This window comes from Kribbella jiaozuonensis (assembly GCF_005233875.1).
In the GTDB taxonomy this organism is placed as follows: domain Bacteria; phylum Actinomycetota; class Actinomycetes; order Propionibacteriales; family Kribbellaceae; genus Kribbella; species Kribbella jiaozuonensis.
Genome location: NZ_SZPZ01000001.1, coordinates 515,612 through 535,291 on the forward strand (window position 1 = coordinate 515,612; position 19,680 = coordinate 535,291).

Below are 19,680 nucleotides of genomic sequence, written 5' to 3' on the forward strand. Positions count from 1 at the left end.
GCTGCGACTCAGTCGTGAGGCTCCACCCTAAGTGGGAGCTTGTTGCCGGGGTAGAGATCCGGGATCGGGATCGGCATCCGCCACAGGTGCGAGTCCGGGTGGATCATGCCGTGCCGGATGGCGACGTACCGGAGCAGGCGGAGCGGGCCGGCGATCAGGACGAACGCCAGCGGGAGCTCGACCAGCAGAGCGCTGAGCAGGGCCTGGGTGAGGTCACCGCCGCGGTGGCTGGTCATCACGTCGAACCAGGCGTCACAGATCAGCAGCACGCCGGTCGCGAACGCGGTCGGGAACACGAACTGCTTGCGCTTCCAGCCGGCGAGCGCGGTCAGGATCAGCATCGTGAGCAGCAGGATGTCGAAGCCCACCCAGGTCGCGACCCAGTTCCGCGCGACGTAGTGGCTCGGGAGGGTGATCGCCAGGTACACGGTCCACGGGATCAGGGCGGCCGCGCAGACCAGCATCAGCACGGTCCGCCACTTGCGCAGCCGGTCCATGGTTCGCCGGGACGGCAGTCCGCCCGGGTTCGGCGCCAGCCGCAGGATCAGGTCCCGCCGCTCGGCCGGCGTCATCAACGCGATCTCTTCGTCGGTCAGCTGCACATTTCGAGTATGCCTTGTGATTCCATTCACAAGCTAGTAATCTGGTTCCCGGTAAGCAACTGTCGATGATGACAGCGAGGTGTGGGCATGACCAAGCGCAGACCACCGGGTATGAGTAACCAGGAGTGGGTCGAGTCGCAGATCCAGCTGGCGCAGAACCAGGGCGAGTTCGAGAACCTGCCCGGTGCCGGCAAACCACTGAAGCTGGCGGACGACCACGATCCCGACTGGTGGGTCAAGGACTTCATCCGCCGCGAGGACGTCGAGACCGAGGCCCTCCTGCCGCCGGCGATGCTGCTCCGCAAGGAGAAGCAGCAGGTGTACGAGAAGGTCCGCGGGATGCGGCGCGAGTCCGAGGTCCGCGAGTACCTGGCCGATCTGAACAAGCGGATCCGGATCAGCATCCGCGACACCACCGGACCGGTCGTGCCGACAGGCCCGGTGAACGAGGACGCGATCATCGCCCAGTGGCGGATGGACCGGCCCGGGACCGAGCCGCGTCAACAGCCCGCCGAGGAGCACCGGCCGAGGAAGAAGTCGGTCTGGCAGCGGCTGTTCAGCTGAGCATGTCGCGGGCGGCGGTCTCGATGGTCTGCTCACTCAGCAGTACGTCGTGCGCCGCCGCGCCGAGCGGGACGTACGAGTCGTAGCTCGTCACCCGGCCCAGCCGCCCGGTGTAGCCGTGGTCGATCAGCGTGGCCAGGATGCCCTCGGACACGCCGCCGGACCGCCGGGTCTCGTCCGCGACCAGCACGCGTCCGGTGATGTTTGCCTGCAGCAACAGATCCTCGACCGGCAGCGGCGCCAGCCAGCGCAGGTCGAGGACGCGGACGCCCGGCACCCGGGCAGCCACCCGCAGGCTCATCGGCACGCCGTTCCCGAACGTGACGATGGTCAGGTCGGTCCCGTCGCCGTACGTCCGGCCGCGGCCGATCGGCACCGGTTCGTCCGGGTACGCCGCCAGCCACTGGTCGTCGCCGTCGTCGTACAGGTCCCGCCGGTGGTAGAGCGCGATCGGCTCGAGGAACACGCTCACGGTGCCGGACGATCGCGCCGCCGCCGTACACGCGTGCAGCATCGCGGCCGCATCGTCGGGCCGCGACGGTGATGCGATCACGATGCCGGGGATGTCCCGCAGTACGCCGATCGCGTCGTCGTTGTGGAAGTGACCGCCGAAGCCCTTCTGGTACCCGTAGCCGGCGATCCGCAGCACCATCGGGTTCGCGTACTGCTCCTGCGAGAAGAACTTCAGCGACGCCGCCTCGCCGCGGAGCTGGTCCTCGGCGTTGTGCAGGTAGGCGAGGTACTGGATCTCGGGAATCGGCAGCAGCCCGGACACGCCCGCGCCGAGCGCCAGCCCGAGGATCGACTGCTCGTCGAGCAGGGTGTCGAAGACGCGGGGCGGCCCGAAGGCCTTCTGCAGTCCGCGCGTGACGCCGTACACGCCGCCCTTGCGGCCGACGTCCTCGCCGAAGACCATCGCCTCGGGGTACGACGCGAGCACGTCGCTCAGAGCGCGGTTGATCGACTGGCTGAGCGTGAGACGTTCTGTGGACGGGGTGCGCTCGGGCAGTGCGTCGGCAACGGCATCCGGTGACGGGAAGCGGAGGGGAGCGGCGACGGTCTCGGCGGAGGAGAGCTGCGGGAGGCCGGCGACCTCGGCCGCGATCCGGAGCGCTTCGGCGTGCTTGTCCTCGTACAGCTCGATGATCTCGTCGGCCGTGTAGCCGGCGCCGAGCAGGTAGCGCGCCGTACCGAGGAGTGGGTCGCGTTCCTCGTCCGCGGCCAGCTCGGCGGGAGAGCGGTACGCCGTCTCGACGTCGGAGCCGGCGTGGCCGAGCAGGCGGACGGTCCGCAGGCGGAGGAAGGCCGGGCGGCGGTTGCGCCGTACGAAGGTCGCCGCCTCGGTCGCCATCGACAGGGCCGCGTCCAGGTCGGTGCCGTCGGCGTCGAAGTACCGCAGGCCTGGGCGGGAGCCGTACGCCTGCCGGATCCAGCCGTCCGGCGTACGCACGCTGATCCCGATCCCGTTGTCCTCGCAGACCATCAGCAGCGGCATCGGCAGACCCTGGTACGACGCGTGCAGCGCCGCGTTGATGGCGCCGGTCGCGGTCGAGTGGTTCGCGGACGCGTCGCCGAAGCTGGTCACGACGATCGCGTCGGCCGGCCACGGTGACGGTACGCCGAGCTTCGCCGACCGGTTCAGCGAGAACGCGACGCCCATCGCGCGCGGCAGGTGGGATGCGATCGTCGAGGTCTGCGGGATGATCGACAGCTCGTGCCGGCCGAACACCTTGTGCCGGCCACCCGCGATCGGCTCGCTGGTCGCCGCGGCGACGCCGAGCAGGATGTCGCGGAGGCCCTCCTTCGACCCGCACTGCGCGGCGCGGGTGAGGTAGAAGGCGCCGGAGCGGTAGTGCAGCAGTGCCGGGTCGGTCGGCTCGAGGGCGGCGGCGACGGCCGCGTTGCCCTCGTGACCGGCCGAGCCGATCGTGTAGAAGCCGGTGCCCTGGGACTGCATCCAGCGAGCGGCGAGGTCCGCGTGCCGGCTGCCGAGCTGAGCGTCGTACAGGCCGCGGAGCAGCTCTGCGTCGTGCTCCCACGGGGCCGGGGCGAGGCCGCGGACGCGTTCGGCGAAGGTCCTCATCTGATACATGATCCGTGATGACGGTCCGTGCCACAGCTCGGCCCACGGGTTGAACACCTCACCCGGTTGGGGCCACGCTGGACGGGGAACGGTGCCGGTGGCTCGTTCGTTCGTCGGGGGAGGGGGATCTGGGTTGTGGTGACGATGAGTGAGCTGCGGTGATGCATCGGTCTGCACTGGTACGGCGAATGGGGGTCGCGGCGGGTCTCGGAATCGGGACGGCCGGGGCGCTCTGCGGCGTGCTGCTGCTGGGTCCGCTGGCCGCGTCGATCCTGCTGGCCGTGGTGTTCCTGCTGGTCTGGCCGCTGGCCGCGGTGGTCCGGCATGTGGCCGACGAAGAGCCGTACGGCTCCTCGGCTGTGATCGCGGCCGCGTGCGCGGCGGCAGTGCTGTGCCTGCCCGGGCTGGTGCGGCTGCTCGCTTGGGGCGCGCTCGGGATAGCGGCGGCGCTGCTGCTGGCCGGCCTGTTCATCGTCATCGACCTCGTGGTGCCCGATCGGCCACCACGCCGGCGTCGGTCGCGTAAGCAGCGCAGGCTGGAGCGCCTCACCGAGGCCCAGTTCGACGAGGACGAGCGGCTGATCGAGTCGCTGCAGTGCCCGCTGAGCATCGAGGAGCTCTGCGGCGTCTGGTCCGACACCGCGATGCAGCTGTCCAAGGGAGCCGGCCTCCGCGATCGCCAGGCCGTCGCCGAAGTACGCCGGATCTGCCTCGACGAATTCGAACGCCGCAACCCCGAAGGCTTCCACCGCTGGCTCGACGCCGGCGCACCGGCCAACCCGAGCCGCTACCTCCTCGGCAACTAGGCAGCCTTCTTCTTCCTCGCCGCAGTCTTCTTCTTGGCGGTCTTCTTCGTTCTCGAGCTGCGGCTCTTCCGGGCCTCCTCGACGCTGGCGCGCAGGGCGGCGACCAGGTCCGTCGGGTTGGTGGCCTGCGGCTCCTCCTCGGAGTACACGACCTCCTTGCCCTGGTGCTTGGTCTTGACCAGTTCCTTCACGCGCTCGGTGTAGGTGTCCTTGTACGCGGCCGGCTTCCACTCGCCGCTCATCGCCTCGATCAGGTCGACCGCCATCGACAGCTGCTTGCCGGCGCCGGACTTGCGCGGCAGGTCACCGAGCTCCTCGTCCGGGTCACGGATCTCGTCGGCGAAGAACATCGTCTCGAGCACCAGCACCCGGCCGTCGGACCGGATCGTCGCCAGGTACTCCTCGCCGCGCATCACGAACTTCGCGATCCCGGCCCGGTTCGTCTTCGCCAGCGCGTCCCGCAGCAAGGCGTACGACGAGGCGTTGTCGGAGTCCGACGGCGCCAGGTAGTAGCTCTTCTGGAAGTGCATCGGGTCGATGTCGTCGAGGTCGACGAACGTGTCGATCTCCAGCGAGCGCGACTTGCCCGGCGCGATGTCGTCCAGCTCGTCGGGCTCGACGATCACGTACTCGCCGCCGCCGACGTCGTGCCCCTTGACGATCTTCTCGTACGGGACCTCGCGGCCGGTGCGCTCGTTCACCCGCTTGTAGCGGATCCTGTCCGACGTCCCCTTCTGGAACTGGTGGAAGTCGATCTCGTGCTCCTGGGTCGCGCTGTACAGCCCGACCGGCACCGAGACCAGTCCGAAGTTGATGTAACCGGTCCAGATCGCCCGTGCCATCGCCGGCTCCTCTCGAGTCGGCCCAGCCGGTACCCACTTCAGAGCCGGTTGTACCGCTTCCGTGCCTCGCGGCTCTCCTTCTGGGCCTCGCGGGCGGTACGGCGGGCCTCGTCGAGGTCGGCGCCCAGCCGGTGCACCAGCGCCTGCGCCTCGGAGAGCGCCTCGCGGGCGTTGTCGAGCTGGGTGTCGAGGTCCTCGACCTTCGCCTCGGCCTCCTGCGCCGCCGCGACGGCCTCCTCGAACGCCTGCCGGGCCTTGGCCCGCTCGGCGGCCTCGCGTTCCTCTTGTTCCCGTGCGGCCGCGGCCTTCTCCTGCGCCGCCCCCTTGGCAGCATCCGTCTCGGCCTGCTGGGTCTTGCGCCGGTCGCGGGCGGCCTTGCGGCGTTCGTCGGTCAGCGGGGTGACGTTGGACGGTTCGCCGTTCTCGTCGACGACGCCGAAGCCGACGTGCCGGAGCGCGCTGCTCAGCCTGCCCTCGCGGACGGCATCGCCCGCGGCCGGGTCGACCAGGGCAGCGTCGAGTGTCTCGCGCAGCTTCTGGCCGACGTCCGCGCTGATCTTCTGGCCGTCCTCGGCCGCCAGCCGGGCGGCCTCCTTGGCCAGCTTGTCCAGCAGTTGGTGGCGCTTCGGTGTCAGCTCCCGCAACCGCTCGCCGTCGAGATCGGCGGTCGCCTCACGGAACTCGTCACCGAGCGCCAGCAGGTCATCCAGCTCGTCCGGCGCCTTGCGCGCGACCAGGTTCGTCACCCAGGCCGCGACGGTCGGCTTGCGCATAGCCTTCAGCCGCGTCGACCCGACCGGGTCGCCGTCAGCCTTCAGCTGCTTGGCCAGCTCGTTGCGAGTAGCAATGAAGTCGGCCGCCGGCGCCGCGTACAGCGCATCGGCCGCCTCTTCGAAGTCCACAGGAGCGACGCTACCGCACCGCCAACCGCCGCTACGCGTTCTTCGGTACGCCGCCGGCCAGCTCCCCCCGGAGCCTGTCCAGGATCCCGCGGAGCAAGCGGGACACCTGCATCTGGCTGACCCCGAGCTCCTGGCCGATCTCCTCCTGCGTGAACCCGTTGCAGAATCGCAGCTGGAGGATGCGTTTGTCCCGGTCGCCCAGGTTCGCGACCGCGGGCGTGAGAGTGTGCACGTCCTCGACCAGGTCGTAGCCGTCCTCGGCGTTGGCGACCGTCTCGATCAGGCTGGTCCCACCCTCGGGGGCACCCGGCGCGTCGAGGGACAGCGTGCTGAAGCACCCGCGGACCGACGCCGCCTCGGCGACCTCGGCCGGATCCGTGCCCAGCGCCGCCGCGGTCTCTTCATCGGTCGGCACGTGACCGAGGCGCTGGATCAGCTCCGGCTCGGCCGCGGCGATGTTTCCCTGCATCTCCTGCACCCGGCGCGGCGGCCGGATCGTCCAGGCGCAGTCGCGGAAGTACCGCTTGAGCTCGCCGCGGATCGTGGGAACGGCGTACGACAGGAACGCCGTCGACGCATCCACGCGGTAGCCGTTGGCAGCCTTCACCAGGCCCAGGTAGGCGACCTGCTCCAGGTCGTCGGAATCGACGCCTTTGCTGCGGTACCGCGAGGCGATCGACCTCGCGACCGGGGCATTCAGCAGCACGACCTCGTCGATGCAGGCCTGGTGCCGGGGATCGGGGACGGCGTCCGCCTCGAGCAGGAGCTCATGGGTGGCGTCGGCGATGGTCTGCTTGCGGTCTTCGGCTCTGACAGCTGCGATCGTCACGGGAGAAACCTCGTCGTGTCGTCGTACATGTCCGGGTGGCAAGGGGCTGAACCACTACCTCCACCAGATCAAACTCGGCCGGAGCATGCAAGTACTCCCCTGTTACGAGTGCTTCAAACGACTGTCTCCTGACAGTAACTGTCAGGTTTCGATGCTTGGCTTGCAGCTATGAACGAATGCTGCGCCGTCGTGGACCTGCGCCAGTACACGCTGCACCCCGGGCAGCGTGACACCTTGATCGAGACCTTCGACACGTACTTCGTCGAGGGTCAGGAACAGACCGGGATGCACATCGCCGGTCAGTTCCGCGATCTCGACGATCCTGACCGGTTCGTCTGGATCCGCGGATTCCGGGATCTGCCGGCCCGGGCGGACGCGCTGAAGGCGTTCTACTACGGCCCGGTCTGGCGCGAGCACGCCGCGGTCGCGAACGCGACGATGATCGACTCGGACAACGCGTTGCTGCTGCGGCCGCTCCGGCTCGGCGTCGGCTACCCGGCGCTGGACGCGCCCAGGCCGACCGCAACCGCCGGCTCGGTCATCGCCGGTGCTGTTTACCACCGGGGCTCCGAGGACGACGGGTTCACCGAATTCTTCACCGACCAGGTCGCTCCCGTCCTCACTGCTACCGGAGCCGAGCCGGTCGCGGTGTTCGAGAGTTTGGTTGCCGAGAACAACTTTCCGGCGCTGCCGTTGCGGGACGAGGTGGTGCTCGCCTGGTTCGCCCGGTTCGCGGACGACGCGGCGTACGACGAGCATCGGCGGGCGTTGGCGGGATCGCGGGTGTGGCAGGAGCGGGTGCTGCCGGAGTTGGTCTGCCGGACGGCGAAGCCGGCGCAGGAACTGCGGTTGCGGCCGACCGCACGTTCTCACCTGCGTTAAATACGTTGCGGCGCCCGGAGCGGGCATGCATCCTGGTTTGACCCGAGCGGCGACGCGCGCTGCCTGGACCTAAGGAGGGCTGACGGATGGCCATCACTGTGCTGCGGCATGTCCGCATCAGTTCCATCTCTAGGTTCAGGAGAACCCCAGTTGTCTGCAGAGTACGACCTCACCGATAGCTACATCCCCGACTTCGACTCCCGCTGGTCCGAACTCACCGGCGACGAGTCCCAACCGGATCCGTCCGACGCCTTCGTCTTCAAGTTCCATTCGGTCGACGAGCAGCTCGGTCCGGATCAGCGGTGGTCCACCTGGCTGGACGTCGAGCGCGGTTCTCGCGGCCCGGAACCACGCCCCTCGTGGGTTGTGACGGAACAGGCTGCGATCGACACCGAGCTCGGCGTCCTCAAAACCGGTAAGGAAGCCGACGTCTTCCTGGTAGAGCGTGCCGTCGATGCCATCGGCGACAATCCCGGTCGCTCGGTGCTGATGGCCGCGAAGCGGTACCGCACCGAGGAGCATCGCTCCTTCCACCGCAGTACGGCGTACGTCGAAGGGCGCCGGATCCGCAACAGCCGCGACAGCCGGGCCATGCAGAAGAAGACCGCGCACGGCCGCAGCGTCGCCGCGGGGCAATGGGCGGGCGCGGAGTGGGGTGCGCTGTGCCAGCTGTGGAAGGCCGGCGTTCCCGTGCCGTACCCCGTCCAGGTGGACGGCACCGAGCTGCTGATGGAGTTCATCGACGACGGTGAGGGCGGGGCCGCGCCACGGCTCGCCCAGGTCCGGCCGTCGAAGGAGCTGCTCGGTCAGTACTTCGAGCAGGTCCGGCACGGTATGCGTGAGCTGGCCCGGGCCGGGCTGGCGCACGGTGACCTCTCGCCGTACAACATCCTCGCCCAGGGCGACCGGATCGTGATGATCGACCTGCCACAGGTGATCGACATCGTCGGCAACCCCAAGGGGATGGACTTCCTGCTCCGCGACTGCCACAACATGGCCACCTGGTTCACCAGCCGCGGCCTGGATGTCGACGATCAGGAGCTGTTCGCCGACCTGCTCACGATGGTGTTCTGATCGCGGCCTGCAGCAGCGGGACGAGTGGTACCAGCCGGTCGGGGTGGGCGTCGACGAGACCGTCGAGATGGTTGCCCGCCTCGACCCGCTGGTACGTGTGCAGGCCGGTCGGTCGGGCCAGCTCCGCATACCGGTCGGACTGCGTGATCGGGAGTAGGCAGTCGTAGGTCCCGTGGATGCTGTGCAGCGGTTTGCCGATGTTCCCGGTCAGACCGAACCGCCGGATCGCCTCGTGTGCCTCGGGTCGTTGCGAGTAGTCGTAGCTCGCATCGCTGCCTTGGTACGACGGGTCGAGTTCGCGGGTGTAGATCCGTTGGGTCAACGTCCAATAGACGGTGTAGTGGTACTCCCAGAGGAAGTCCGACCCGGGATCGAAGCCCGCCGCGGTGATCAGCTTCGGAGATTGTTGCTCATAGCCCCTGATTGCCGACGGCAGGGCCGAGAACGGGTTCAGGTCCGCGTTCCAGAGCGTGCCTTCCAGTTCGACGCCGCGGGTATAGAGCTCCGGATGGTTCTCGAGCTGCCAGCGGACCAGGTACCCGCCGTTCGAGACGCCGGCCGCGACCACCTCGTCGGCCGGCTGGCCGTAATGCTGCGCGACGGTCTGGCGTGCGGCCACGGCGAGCTCGGTCATCCGCGTGTTCCACTCGACGATGGCGTCGCCGGGCTCGCGGCTACCGGCGTAGAACTCGAGGCCCGTGTTGCCCTTGTCGGTGGCGGCGTACGCATAACCCAGCGACAGCACGTAGTCCGAGATCGCCGGATCGTTCGAGTACTGCGCTCGCACGCCGGGCGCGCCGGACACGACCAGGCCGCCGTTCCAGCGCTCCGGGAGCCGGATCACGAACTGGGCGTCGTGATCCCAGCCGTTGTTGGCGTTCGTGTGCGAGTCGGACGGGAAGTAGCCGTCGATCTGGACACCCGGCACACCCGACCGCACCGGCAACCCTGCGTGCGTCGTGCCCACGTAGTCGGCGGGGTTGGTGTGTCCGGAGGCCACCGTGCCGGTCGTGGTCAGATCGTCCAGCCGCGCGGACTCCTCGCGCTCGGCCCCGGGGACGGTCACCCGACGGCCCTGGCTGCGGCGCGTCCCGCCGTACGGCCGGTGAAGAGGCAGCCGCCGACGAAGGTGCCTTCGAGCGATCGGTAGCCGTGGATGCCGCCGCCGCCGAAGCCCGCGACCTCGCCGGCCGCATAGACGCCGGGTAGTGGGCTGCCGTCATCCCGCAGTACCCGCGAATCCAGGTCGGTCTGCAGACCGCCGAGGGATTTGCGGGTCAGGATGTTCAGCCGTACGGCGATCAGCGGGCCGGCCTTCGGATCGAGGATCCGGTGCGGCGACGCGACCCGGATCAGCTTGTCGCCGCGGTAGTTGCGGGCGCCGCGGAGCGCGGTCACCTGCAGGTCCTTGGTGAACGTGTTGGTCAGCTCCCGGTCCCGCGCCACGATCTGCCGCTCGAGGTCGTCGAGGTTGATCAGGTTCTCGCCGGTCAGGTCGTTCATGCCGCGGACCAGATCAGGAAGGTTGCTGCGGACAATGAAATCCGCACCCTTGTCCATGAACGCCTGCACCGGCGCGGTCGCGCCGCCGCGAGCCCGGCCGAGCACACCCTTGATGTCCTTGCCGGTCAGGTCCGGGTTCTGCTCCTGGCCCGACAGCGCGAACTCCTTCTCGATGATCTTCTGCGTCAGCACGAACCAGGTGTAGTCGTACCCGGTCGTCATGATGTGCTCGAGCGTGCCGAGGGTGTCGAACCCGGGGAACAGCGGCACCGGCAGTCGTTTGCCGGTGGCATCGAACCAGAGCGACGACGGACCGGGCAGGATCCGGATGCCGTGCATCGGCCAGATCGGGTCCCAGTTCTGGATACCTTCGGTGTAGTGCCACATCCGGTCCCGGTTCACGTACCGGCCGCCGGCCTTCTCGGTGATACCGAGCATCCGCCCGTCGACGTGCGCCGGTACTCCGCTGATCATCCGCTTCGGCGGCTCGCCCATCCGCTTCGGCCACTGCGACCGGACGAGGTCGTGGTTGCCGCCGATGCCGCCGGACGTGACGATCACCGCCTGCGCGGTCAGCTGGAAATCGCCGGCCTCGACCCGCGAGCTCGACGCCCCACGCGGTACGTCGCTGGGCTCGAGCACCTTGCCCGCGACACCGTCGACGACCCCGCCGGTGACGGTCAGCTCGTCGACCCGATGCCGGAACCGGAACTCGACCAGCCCCTTCGCGACTGCCTCCCGCACGCGCCGCTCGAACGGTGCGACCAGCCCTGGCCCGGTGCCCCAGGTGATGTGGAAGCGCGGTACGGAGTTTCCGTGGCCGTCGGCGTTGTACCCGCCACGCTCGGCCCAGCCGACGACCGGGAAGAACCGCACACCCTGGCCGTGCAGCCACGGACGCTTCTCGCCGGCGGCCCAGTCGACGTACGCCTCGGCCCACTGCCGGGCCCACTTGTCCTCGTCGTCCAGCCGGTCGAACCCGGCCGAGCCGAGCCAGTCCTGCATCGCGAGGTCGCGCGAGTCCTTGATCCCCATCCGCCGCTGCTCCGGCGAGTCGACGAACATCAGCCCGCCGAACGACCAGAACGCCTGCCCACCCAGCGACGCCTCCGGCTCCTGGTCGAGCAGCAGCACTTTCCGCCCCGCATCGGCCAGCTCCGCAGTCGCAGCCAGCCCAGCCAAACCCGCCCCGACCACGATCACATCAGCGTCCATGTCGACCATGTATAGCGCACTTGCGAAGATGTGGCTGTGACGATCCTTTCTGCGCAAAACCTCGTACTTCCCGCAGCTTCGCTCGGTCCGGAGAACCCGCTCGCGCCACTTCGGACCGAGCGTGAACTCCACGAGGTCGAGAACATCGCCGACCTCCCGGACGAGCTGCGGGAGAACATCGAGTACGGGCGTCTGCAGAGCCCGCTGCCCTGTCTGGACCAGGACGGCTACGACCGCACCCTGGTCGGGACATCGTTCCCGGCGCTCGTGCTGGAGAACGATCATTTGCGCGCGACCGTCCTACCGAGCCTCGGCGGACGGTTGTACTCGATCGTCCACAAGGCCACCGATCAGGAGCTGCTCTACCGCAACCCGGTGTTCCAGCCCGCGAACCTTGCCCTACGCAACGCCTGGTTCGCCGGCGGCGTCGAGTGGAACGTCGGCAGCACCGGCCACTGGACCGGCACCTGCGCCCCGATGCACGCCGCCCGCGTCGAGGGCCCGGACGGTACGCCGATCCTCCGGCTGTGGGAGCTCGAACGGACCCGCAACCTCGTCACCCAGCTCGACTTCTGGCTCCCGGCCGACTCCGAGTTCCTGTACGTCGGCGTGCGGCTGCAGAACCCGTCCGACGTCGAGGTCCCGGCGTACTGGTGGTCGAACATCGCGGTCGCGCAGTCCCCGGACAGTCGGGTGCTGGTGCCGGCGGACCAGGCCTGGCGGTACGGGTACGGGAGTCGGCTCGATCTGATCGACGTCGAGACCGACCTGACCTATCCGATGCGGCACCCGCAGGCCGTGGACTACTTCTTCGAGCCGCTCGCGGAGGAGCACTCGTGGATCGCGTCGGTCGACGGCTCTGGAGTTGGGTTGGCGCAGGCGTCGACCGAGCGGCTGCAGGGGCGGAAGCTGTTCGTCTGGGGGCAGGGCGATGGTGGGCGGCGGTGGCAGGAGTGGTTGTCGCCCGGGCTTTCAACGGATGGGTACGCCGAGATCCAGGCCGGGCTCGCGCGGACGCAGATGGAGCACCTGAAGCTGCCCGCGCACACTGATTGGCACTGGCTGGAGGCGTACGGGCGCGTCTCGGTGGACGCCGCTGCTGCGCATTCCGAGGACTGGCAGGTAGCTCGTCATGCCGGGGCTGACGCGTTGGAGTCGGTGCTGGACGGTTTGGCTGGACGGGAGGCTTCCTGGCGGGAGGTTGTGGATGCGGCTCCGGTAGAACGGCTCGCGGTCGGGTCGGGGTGGGGAGCGTTGGAGCTGGCCCGGACGGGATGGACGGTGTCGGCAGGTACACCGTTTGATGACGGCACCATGACCGCCCGGGAACGGGCCTGGTTGCCCCTGCTCGACGGGCGGTTGCCGGCGGTTGACGGCGTACCGGATGGGACTTTGGTGGCGTGGCGGGAGTTGCTGGAGTCGGCCGAGGACAACTGGCTGGTTTGGTATCACAGGGGAGTCGCGCGGCATTACTACGGTGATGTCGAGGGCGCGATCGAGGCCTGGACGCAGTCCGGCGAGAACGCCTGGGCGCTGCGCAACCTCGGCCTGGTCACGGGCGATCTGTCGCACTACGAACGGGCCGTCGAATTGCTGCCTGGCCTGGTGCCGTTGGTGGTTGAGGCGGTCGCGGCCGCCCTCACCTCCGACGTACAACTGGCGGAGCGTCTGCTCGAACATGCCCCGGACGACCCCCGGATCCAGCTGCTCCGGGTCCGGCATGCCCTGGAGACCGGCGATCCGGCCGCGGCGCACGATCTGCTGGCCGCGGGTATCCAGCTGGCGACGGTCCGTGAAGGCGCGAATCCACTCACCGACTACTGGGTCGCCGCTGAAGAGGCACTTGGCACACAGCGGCCCGTACCGCCGCAGTACCAGTTCGGAATGGGCGGAATCTGACAACTTCAGGTCAACTCTACCTCTAGCAACACCGCTCCACCGGGTTCTACCATGATGCTGTAGAAAAGAATTTGTCTTTACCTGGAACCGAGTGGAATCCGGTGGCGTCTCACCGGTGTGCGGCAAGGGCCGCACGAGGCAGGAACGACAACAACGACCGCGTCGCTCGCGGGCGGCGCGTCGGGGGTGAGTGCCATGTTGACGATCGTTGTACTAGGTGGGTTCGGCCTGGTGCTGGTGGTTGCAGCCTTCATCGTGACCGAGGTTCTGGCCGGAATCCGGCGGAACGAGCCCAGCAGTGCCGAAGAGAAGACCGCGGGACGAGTGATCCGGGTGCGTGGCCCGGTCCGCGGCCAACTGGAGAGCGGTGCCCCGGCGGTCTACACCGAGGTCATCGTCGAGTACTACACCCGCCGGGGCGAGGGACCGTACGAGGTCGGCCGCAAATTCCCGGTCGGGAGCAGGATTACTTACGCCAAGGGTGACCGGGTGATCGTCTCGTACGACGTCCGGACCCCCCGCCGGGCCCGTCTGGCCGGCCGGGTCAGCCACTGGCCGGCCCTGGGTCTGCCGTCCGCAGCCCGGGCGGCCTGACCGTTCGTCCTGCTTGAGCCACCCCCCCGGCTCAAGCAGGGAGATGAGGGGCGAGCAGGTTGTACAGCACCGGCCGGCCCTGATCCAGCACGTACTCCGCCTCGTCCGCGGACAATCGGTCCGCCAGATGAGCCAGTGACTCGCCCATCGCGATGCTGAGGGTCACGGCCAGCCGGAAGTCACGCGAATCCCGCGCGCCGAACCGCGCCGCGAGCAGCTCCGCGAACTCGCCGGCGTGCTGATCGTCGAACTCGCCCGGCTTCGATTCCAGCTCCGGATCGCCGAGCCCGCTCAGCACGACCGCCCTGAACCCCGGATCGGTCCGGTGCATCTCCCGGAACGTGTCCAGCGTGACGTCGACGGCGGCCCGCCAGCTCGACACGTCCGCCAGCCGCTCGCTGACCGCCTCGGTGTAGCGCGCCTGGTTCCGGCGTTCGATCGCCTGGATCAGGCTGCGCTTGTCCGGGAAGTACCGGTACACGCTGCCGACCGCGATCTCGGCCCGTTTCGCGATCCCGCTGGTCGAGGCCGCGTCGTACCCGCGCTCGACCACCTCCGCACAGGCCGCGTCCAGGATCCGCTCGACCTGCCGGCTGGCCCGGTCCTGGGTCGGCGTCCGGCGGAGCGGATACGCCCCCGAAGTCACCATGTCGCTCATTGTCCATCGTCAAGGGGGACAACGTTGCCACCTTCCTGTGACAGATTGCCCTCAATCGCCACGACGGAGGGGACGTTTTTCGCATGCGCATCAGCAGAACAGCGGTCGCCGGGGCCGCTTCCATCGCCCTGGCCGCATCCGGAGTCGCCGGTACGGCGGTCACCAGGCACGACTCGCACAGCGGGGACGGCCTGCGGCTGAACCAGATGCAGGTCGTCGGGTCGCACAACTCGTACCACCGGGAGCTCAGCCCGAACGAACAGAAGGTCCAGCAGGCGCAGAACGCCGGCTCGGTCGACCTCTGGTACTCGCACGCTCCGATCTCCCAGCAGTTGGAGGACCAGAACGTCCGCTCGCTGGAGCTGGACCTGTTCCCGGACCCGCAAGGCGGGCTGTACACGTACCCGCTGATCCGGAAGCTGACCGGACAGGGACCGCTGACCGACCCGGCGATGGCGCAGCCGGGGATCAAGGTCATGCACATCCCTGACTTCGACTACAACACCAACTGCGACACGCTCGTGGTGTGCCTGCAGCAGGTGAAGACCTGGTCCGACGCACACCCGAGCCACGTGCCCATCGCGATCAACCTCGAGCTGAAGCAGTCCGACCCGAACGTGGTCGCCGCCGGTGGCGTCGTCGCGCCGCCGTGGGACGCCGCGAACCTGGACAGCGTCGACACCGAGATCCGCTCGGTGTTCAAGGAGAACGAGCTCCTCACGCCGGACGACGTACGCAAGCCCGGCCTGACGCTCGAGAAGTCCGTGCTGACCAAGGGCTGGCCGAAGCTGAAGGACGTCCGCGGCCAGGTGATGTTCTACTTCGACAACGGCGGACCGGGCGCGATCCGCGACATCTACACCGCCGGGAAGCCGAACCTGGAGGGCCGGGCGGTCTTCACCCGCGGGCCGGAGGGCGCGCCGGACGCAGCGGTCACCGAGGTGAACGACCCGCGCGGTACGGGGCAGGCGGAGATCCAGCGGCTGGTCCGCAAGGGCTACCTGGTCCGGACCCGGTCCGACGAGCCGATGGCCACGATCCGCGACAAGGACTACACGCGGCTCGGGATCGCGCTCGACAGTGGCGCGCAGTGGGTGACCACGGACTTCCCGGTCGCGGGGATGGCTGCCCGCTACGACAGCGACTTCGTCGCGAAGCTGCCTGGGCACACTCCCGTACGATTCAATCCCGTCACCGCAACCGCGAAGACGGCTGTCTCGGAAGGGTGAGCTGAACATGTCGGAGCACGTGGTCGATGTGAGTTGGAGCCGTGGCGAGTACGACTTCGCCTACGACAGCTACAACCGCGACCACGAGTGGCGCTTCGACGGCGGCATCACGGTGCCCGGCTCCGCCAACCCGAAGTACCTGGGCAACCCGGGCCCGGTCGATCCGGAGGAGGCATTCGTGGCGGCCCTGTCGTCCTGCCACATGCTGACTTTCCTGTCGATCGCGGCCCGCAAACGCCTGGTGGTCGACGCCTACGACGACCACGCAGTAGGCGTAATGGCTCCGAACGCCGCGGGCCGGCTGGCGATCACCCAGGTGACACTGCACCCGAAGATCGTCTGGGCAGGCGACGAGCCGGACGCGGCAACGATCGAGAAGATCCACCACCTGTCGCATCGGGAATGCTTCATCGCGAACTCGGTCACCACCGAGATCACGGTCGCCAGCTGACTGTGGGCAGACAAAAACCACCCGCCGGACCGGCCTGAGCCTCGCGCAAACGGTGTCAGGATGGTCGGCGGGTGGTTTTGGGTGCACCTCTGTGGCGGTGCACCGGTAACGGATCCGGCGGCGCCTCGCACTGGGCGCCTCTGCGTTGGTGCGACTTCCGCGCGGTCTAGCTCGGTGGGCAAGACCGTTCGGCGCGCCGCCGGGGATCCGTTCGTCCGGTTCGCGCCTTACTGCTCGGCGGCGGCGTCGCTCCGGTCGTCAAGGGTCGGGGAGTCGGCCAGGAGGTCTTCGAGCTCGCGAACCTGCTCGGTGGCCATCGTGGTCATCAGTCGGTGGATCGTCATGCCAGTGAGACGCACCCGGCGCTCAGGTATGACGGGAATCCGCGATGTGACCTGGACCACTTACTTCTCGTCGAGCCCGTCCAGCCGCAGCGGGACGAGTTTCCGGGCGTCGTCGTACGACGTGCCGGTCAGCTCGAGCAGGTCGATGATCGTGGACCGGAGCTGACCCAGTACGACGACCGCGGACAGCCCGGTCGGCAGCGGCATCACCGCAGTACGGCGGCCGAGCTCGCCCAGCACGCGATGGGCAGCGACATCCGCGGCCGGTTCGAACAGGGACTCGCCGATCAGGCGGGTGCCATCCGCGAGCCGCTCGAGCAGCATCGGGTACTCCGCAGGCATCGCCTCGTCTCGCCAGACCGACACCGCGCACCGCCGTACCAGAACCCGGATGTTCCGGATCGCCCGATCCAGCGGTACGACGAGATCGGCGATCTCCTGGACCCGCCCGCGGTGCCGGCGTACGAACGGCGACAACCGGACGACCGCGACGCCCTCGTCGGCAGCGCTGCGCAGATCGTCGAGGCGGGACTCGCTCGACCGCGCCCGGCGGAGCGCGTCGGTGACCGCTTCCTCGTCGCGGTTGCGGAGGCCCTCCGCGGTCTCGATCAGGATCTCGGCCAGCTCACTCAGTACGCCGGAAGCCTGCTGCCGCGGACGCCTGATCGCGGCAGCCGGGGCGATCGTGGCGGCCGCCAGCGCGACGACGCCACCGAGGACCGCGTCCAGCCAGCGACTGAAGCCGGCGCCCGGGTTCGGCAGCAAGGTGGTGACGATGGCGGCCTGGACTCCGGCCTGCGTGGTCATCAGGTTGCCGGCACCGAGCAGTACGGCGACGCTCATCGCGAGCGCGATCACGACGATGATCTGCACCACTCCGGTGCCGAACACGTGGACGAACAGGTCGCCGACGGCCACGCCGACCGCAACGCCGACCATCACCTCCGCAACCCTCCGCAGCCGCTGACCGAAGCTGAAGCCTAGGCAGACCATCGCCGCGACCGGCGCGAAGAACGGCGTCTTGTGGCCGAGGACGTACCGGCCGAGCACCCAGGCGACCCCGGCGGCAAGCGCGCACTGGGCGATGAAGAAGGACCGGCTGCGCCAGCGTTCGATCCGGCGGCGGACCGAGGCACGCGACCTCAGGGCGGCCCGCGGCGCGATATCGTCGCGCAGCTCCCGCAACTGGTCCAACGTCAGCCTGACCGGATCCACGGCCCCCATTCTGCGTCGAGCTTGATTCCAGTGCCTGCGACGCGCCAAGGTTGCCCCATGAGCGACGACAGCCGTGAGGACTACGGGAGCTATTCCGTAGACGACGAGGATCAGCTGCAGGCCGAGGACACTCTGAACGACCGGGGTGTCGACGATCTGCTCGACGAGGGGTACTCGCCGCCGGAGAAGTGGTCCGCGGGCGAAGGGTTCGGCACCACGGCCGACGAGGCGGTGCAGGGCGAGACCCTGGACCAGCGGATCGCCCAGGAGGTCCCGGACACCGACCCGTACGCCGAGGACGGCGAGGACGTCGGCGGCCCAGAGGTCGGCGTGGTCCGCTCCGGGCGCCTGGTCGCTCCGGACGAGGGCGCGCACGGCGACGACGACAACGAGCTGTTCGCCGAGGACGTCGGCATCGACGGCGCCGCGGCCGGAGCCGAGGAGGCTGCTGTCCACCTCGTCGACGACGAGGACAACTTCGAGCTCGAGGACGACGACGAGGAAGACCTCGAGAGCTACGACGACGTCGACCTGGGAGACGTCGGCGACCCGGAGGACTGAGCGTCCGGACGCTCAGCTGCGGCGGCGGGTGACGGTGACGACTGAGCCGTGGCGGGGGACGAGTGTGACGTTCTTCGCCTGGGGTGGTTCGGGTTTCGGGTTCGGGGCCTGGAAGTCGTAGACGCTGAGGGCGGCGCGGAGGATCTCGGTGCCTTCCATTAGCGAGAAGCCGGCGCCGATGCAGCGCCGGGCGCCGCCGCCGAAGGGCATCCAGGTGCCGGGGGCGGGCGGGTCGTCGGACAGGAATCGCTGCGGGCGGAAGTCCATCGGCATCGGGAAGTGCTCCGCATCCCGGTGGACCAGCCCGATCGCGGCCATGATCGTCGTACCGCGGGGCAGGCGGTAGCCCGCGATGTCGGTGGTTTCGGTGAGCCGGCGGCCGACCTGGTACACGACCGGGTGCAGCCGCAGCGCCTCCTTGACGGTCGCCTCCAGCTCGTCGTCCGCGCCGGCATCGGCGGCCCGCTGCCCGAACGCGAGGTCCTCGGGTCGCCGGGCGAGTTCGTGGAAGGCCCACGCCATCGCGGTCGCTGTCGTCTCGTGCCCGGCCAGTAGCAGCGTCACCAGTTGATCGCGCAGCTCGACGTCCGTCCAGTTGCCCGCGGCAAGCAGCCGGGACAGTACGTCGTTGCGTCCGGCAAACGTCTCGCGGCGCTTGGCGATCTCGTCGTACAGGATCTCGTCGACCTTGCGCTGGGTGTCGAGGTACGTCTTCCACGGCCGGACCCGGAGCAGCGGCGGGTAGAAGCCGCCCAGCATGATCACCGGCGACACCGACACGATCTTGTCCATCAGCGGGCGCAACGTGTTCAGCCGGTCGATGTCGGTCACGCCGAAGATCACCTGCAGGATGATCTCGAGGGTCAGGTTCCGCATCCGCTGGTGCACCTTGAACGGCTCGCCGACCGGCCATTTCGCGACCTCGGCCTGAGCGAGCTCGAACACCATCCCGGCGTACCCGCGCAGCGCCGCGCCGGAGAACGCGGGCATCAACTGCTTGCGCATCCGGACGTGATCCTCGTCGTCCAGCAGCAGCAACGAGTGCGAACCCATGATCGGCTCGAGCACCGTGTTGCCCTCGCCGGCGTGCATCACCGCGGGCGGGCTGCCGAACACCTCGCGGATGTGGTCCGGCCGGCTCAGTACGACGCAGACCCGGCTCGACGGCACCAGGCGGATCGTGAACACGTCGCCGTACTTGTCCCGCATCCGCGGGAAGAACGTCCGGCGGTGACTCGCGAACAGCACGGTCTGGACCAGGGTGGGGAGCTTCGGGCCCGGCGGCAGCGTGCGGGCCGTCTGCCGGTCGAGAGTCCGGGAACCGAGCAAGGGTGTCGGAGCCATACCTTCACGCTACGTCAGGCGGGTGAACACCGGGCATCGAACGCGACAAGCATGCGAAGGCCCGCCGGTCCGATGGACAGGCG

At 68.8% G+C, this 19,680-nt stretch carries 19 protein-coding genes; 9 read left to right on the forward strand and 10 right to left on the reverse strand.

Going from position 1 to position 19,680, the window contains the following annotated elements; translation table 11 throughout:
* Positions 1 to 8: 8 nt before the first annotated feature.
* On the reverse strand, positions 9 to 602 hold the full coding sequence (locus FDA38_RS02485) for a hypothetical protein (protein WP_202877531.1): 594 nt from the start codon (positions 600 to 602) through the stop codon (positions 9 to 11).
* An 87-nt stretch (positions 603 to 689) separates the two neighbouring features.
* Between FDA38_RS02485 and FDA38_RS02490 the strand changes: the two genes are divergently transcribed.
* A complete protein-coding gene (locus FDA38_RS02490) occupies positions 690 to 1,166 on the forward strand; it encodes a DnaJ family domain-containing protein (protein ID WP_137252433.1) in 477 nt (158 codons plus the stop codon).
* Here FDA38_RS02490 and FDA38_RS02495 read toward each other — a convergent pair.
* Positions 1,159 to 3,249 (reverse strand): thiamine pyrophosphate-dependent enzyme, encoded by a 2,091-nt coding sequence (locus FDA38_RS02495; protein ID WP_233714477.1) that lies wholly within the window; start codon positions 3,247 to 3,249, stop codon positions 1,159 to 1,161. The two genes, FDA38_RS02490 and FDA38_RS02495, sit on opposite strands and share 8 nt — an antisense overlap.
* Before the next feature lie 161 nt (positions 3,250 to 3,410).
* Here FDA38_RS02495 and FDA38_RS02500 point away from each other — a divergent pair, with 161 nt between their 5' ends.
* On the forward strand, positions 3,411 to 4,055 hold the full coding sequence (locus FDA38_RS02500) for a hypothetical protein (RefSeq protein ID WP_137252435.1): 645 nt from the start codon (positions 3,411 to 3,413) through the stop codon (positions 4,053 to 4,055).
* Here the strand turns inward: FDA38_RS02500 and ku are convergent.
* The 3 genes from ku to FDA38_RS02515 are packed head-to-tail and all read right to left on the reverse strand — an operon-like array spanning position 4,052 to position 6,628.
* The gene (ku, locus tag FDA38_RS02505; RefSeq protein WP_137252436.1) at positions 4,052 to 4,897 is read right to left on the reverse strand and encodes a non-homologous end joining protein Ku; all 846 of its coding nucleotides are present in this window, start codon (positions 4,895 to 4,897) and stop codon (positions 4,052 to 4,054) included. The two genes, FDA38_RS02500 and ku, sit on opposite strands and share 4 nt — an antisense overlap.
* 38 nt (positions 4,898 to 4,935) lie before the next feature.
* The gene (locus FDA38_RS02510; protein ID WP_137252437.1) at positions 4,936 to 5,799 is read right to left on the reverse strand and encodes a hypothetical protein; all 864 of its coding nucleotides are present in this window, start codon (positions 5,797 to 5,799) and stop codon (positions 4,936 to 4,938) included.
* Positions 5,800 to 5,830: 31 nt separating this feature from the next.
* The gene (locus FDA38_RS02515) at positions 5,831 to 6,628 is read right to left on the reverse strand and encodes a sigma-70 family RNA polymerase sigma factor (RefSeq protein ID WP_233714478.1); all 798 of its coding nucleotides are present in this window, start codon (positions 6,626 to 6,628) and stop codon (positions 5,831 to 5,833) included.
* A gap of 168 nt (positions 6,629 to 6,796) precedes the next feature.
* Between FDA38_RS02515 and FDA38_RS02520 the strand changes: the two genes are divergently transcribed.
* Complete coding sequence (locus FDA38_RS02520; protein ID WP_137252439.1) at positions 6,797 to 7,510, forward strand: NIPSNAP family protein; 714 nt, start codon at positions 6,797 to 6,799, stop codon at positions 7,508 to 7,510.
* 150 nt (positions 7,511 to 7,660) lie between these two features.
* Positions 7,661 to 8,584, forward strand: coding sequence for a serine protein kinase RIO (locus FDA38_RS02525; RefSeq protein WP_233714479.1), 924 nt, complete (start codon positions 7,661 to 7,663; stop codon positions 8,582 to 8,584).
* Here FDA38_RS02525 and FDA38_RS02530 read toward each other — a convergent pair.
* Both FDA38_RS02530 and FDA38_RS02535 read right to left on the reverse strand, forming a co-directional pair.
* The gene (locus FDA38_RS02530) at positions 8,568 to 9,650 is read right to left on the reverse strand and encodes an alpha/beta hydrolase family protein (RefSeq protein WP_233714480.1); all 1,083 of its coding nucleotides are present in this window, start codon (positions 9,648 to 9,650) and stop codon (positions 8,568 to 8,570) included. The genes FDA38_RS02525 and FDA38_RS02530 overlap by 17 nt on opposite strands.
* Positions 9,647 to 11,302: an FAD-binding dehydrogenase gene (locus FDA38_RS02535; RefSeq protein WP_170989562.1), complete on the reverse strand. Its 1,656-nt coding sequence runs from the start codon at positions 11,300 to 11,302 to the stop codon at positions 9,647 to 9,649. Before FDA38_RS02535 ends, FDA38_RS02530 begins: the two co-directional genes overlap by 4 nt.
* Before the next feature lie 36 nt (positions 11,303 to 11,338).
* On the opposite strand from FDA38_RS02535, the gene FDA38_RS02540 reads away from it, so the two are divergent.
* Together FDA38_RS02540 and FDA38_RS02545 are read left to right on the forward strand one after the other, a co-directional pair.
* Positions 11,339 to 13,201, forward strand: a complete 1,863-nt coding sequence (locus FDA38_RS02540) for a DUF5107 domain-containing protein (protein WP_137252443.1) — start codon at positions 11,339 to 11,341, stop codon at positions 13,199 to 13,201.
* A 195-nt stretch (positions 13,202 to 13,396) separates the two neighbouring features.
* The gene (locus tag FDA38_RS02545) at positions 13,397 to 13,795 is read left to right on the forward strand and encodes a DUF3592 domain-containing protein (RefSeq protein WP_233714481.1); all 399 of its coding nucleotides are present in this window, start codon (positions 13,397 to 13,399) and stop codon (positions 13,793 to 13,795) included.
* 31 nt (positions 13,796 to 13,826) lie between these two features.
* On the opposite strand, the gene FDA38_RS02550 is transcribed toward FDA38_RS02545, so the two are convergent.
* A complete protein-coding gene (locus tag FDA38_RS02550; protein WP_137252444.1) occupies positions 13,827 to 14,444 on the reverse strand; it encodes a TetR/AcrR family transcriptional regulator in 618 nt (205 codons plus the stop codon).
* A gap of 92 nt (positions 14,445 to 14,536) precedes the next feature.
* Between FDA38_RS02550 and FDA38_RS02555 the strand changes: the two genes are divergently transcribed.
* Entirely contained in the window at positions 14,537 to 15,682 is a 1,146-nt protein-coding gene (locus tag FDA38_RS02555) for a phosphatidylinositol-specific phospholipase C1-like protein (protein WP_137252445.1), read from the forward strand.
* Positions 15,683 to 15,689: 7 nt separating this feature from the next.
* Complete coding sequence (locus FDA38_RS02560) at positions 15,690 to 16,133, forward strand: OsmC family protein (RefSeq protein WP_137252446.1); 444 nt, start codon at positions 15,690 to 15,692, stop codon at positions 16,131 to 16,133.
* Between the two features lie 404 nt (positions 16,134 to 16,537).
* Here FDA38_RS02560 and FDA38_RS02565 read toward each other — a convergent pair whose 3' ends face one another.
* Positions 16,538 to 17,692: an FUSC family protein gene (locus tag FDA38_RS02565; RefSeq protein ID WP_233714482.1), complete on the reverse strand. Its 1,155-nt coding sequence runs from the start codon at positions 17,690 to 17,692 to the stop codon at positions 16,538 to 16,540.
* 57 nt (positions 17,693 to 17,749) lie between these two features.
* On the opposite strand from FDA38_RS02565, the gene FDA38_RS02570 reads away from it, so the two are divergent.
* Positions 17,750 to 18,253 carry a DUF5709 domain-containing protein gene (locus FDA38_RS02570; RefSeq protein ID WP_137252448.1) on the forward strand — a complete coding sequence of 168 codons (504 nt, stop codon included), beginning with the start codon at positions 17,750 to 17,752 and terminating at the stop codon, positions 18,251 to 18,253.
* A gap of 12 nt (positions 18,254 to 18,265) precedes the next feature.
* On the opposite strand, the gene FDA38_RS02575 is transcribed toward FDA38_RS02570, so the two are convergent.
* Positions 18,266 to 19,597 (reverse strand): cytochrome P450, encoded by a 1,332-nt coding sequence (locus FDA38_RS02575; RefSeq protein ID WP_137252449.1) that lies wholly within the window; start codon positions 19,595 to 19,597, stop codon positions 18,266 to 18,268.
* Between the last annotated feature and the right edge of the window lie 83 nt (positions 19,598 to 19,680).

Excerpts from the sequence above, each read along its gene's own strand:
- FDA38_RS02490 (WP_137252433.1), top strand. The coding sequence starts at position 690 with ATGACCAAGCGCAGACCACCGGGTATGAGTAACCAGGAGTGGGTCGAG.
- FDA38_RS02495 (WP_233714477.1), bottom strand. The coding sequence starts at position 3,249 with ATGAGGACCTTCGCCGAACGCGTCCGCGGCCTCGCCCCGGCCCCGTGG.
- FDA38_RS02500 (WP_137252435.1), top strand. The coding sequence starts at position 3,411 with ATGCATCGGTCTGCACTGGTACGGCGAATGGGGGTCGCGGCGGGTCTC.
- ku (WP_137252436.1), bottom strand. The coding sequence starts at position 4,897 with ATGGCACGGGCGATCTGGACCGGTTACATCAACTTCGGACTGGTCTCG.
- FDA38_RS02520 (WP_137252439.1), top strand. The coding sequence starts at position 6,797 with ATGAACGAATGCTGCGCCGTCGTGGACCTGCGCCAGTACACGCTGCAC.
- FDA38_RS02535 (WP_170989562.1), bottom strand. The coding sequence starts at position 11,302 with ATGGACGCTGATGTGATCGTGGTCGGGGCGGGTTTGGCTGGGCTGGCT.
- FDA38_RS02545 (WP_233714481.1), top strand. The coding sequence starts at position 13,397 with ATGTTGACGATCGTTGTACTAGGTGGGTTCGGCCTGGTGCTGGTGGTT.
- FDA38_RS02550 (WP_137252444.1), bottom strand. The coding sequence starts at position 14,444 with ATGGTGACTTCGGGGGCGTATCCGCTCCGCCGGACGCCGACCCAGGAC.
- FDA38_RS02555 (WP_137252445.1), top strand. The coding sequence starts at position 14,537 with ATGCGCATCAGCAGAACAGCGGTCGCCGGGGCCGCTTCCATCGCCCTG.
- FDA38_RS02560 (WP_137252446.1), top strand. The coding sequence starts at position 15,690 with ATGTCGGAGCACGTGGTCGATGTGAGTTGGAGCCGTGGCGAGTACGAC.
- FDA38_RS02570 (WP_137252448.1), top strand. The coding sequence starts at position 17,750 with ATGAGCGACGACAGCCGTGAGGACTACGGGAGCTATTCCGTAGACGAC.
- FDA38_RS02575 (WP_137252449.1), bottom strand. The coding sequence starts at position 19,597 with ATGGCTCCGACACCCTTGCTCGGTTCCCGGACTCTCGACCGGCAGACG.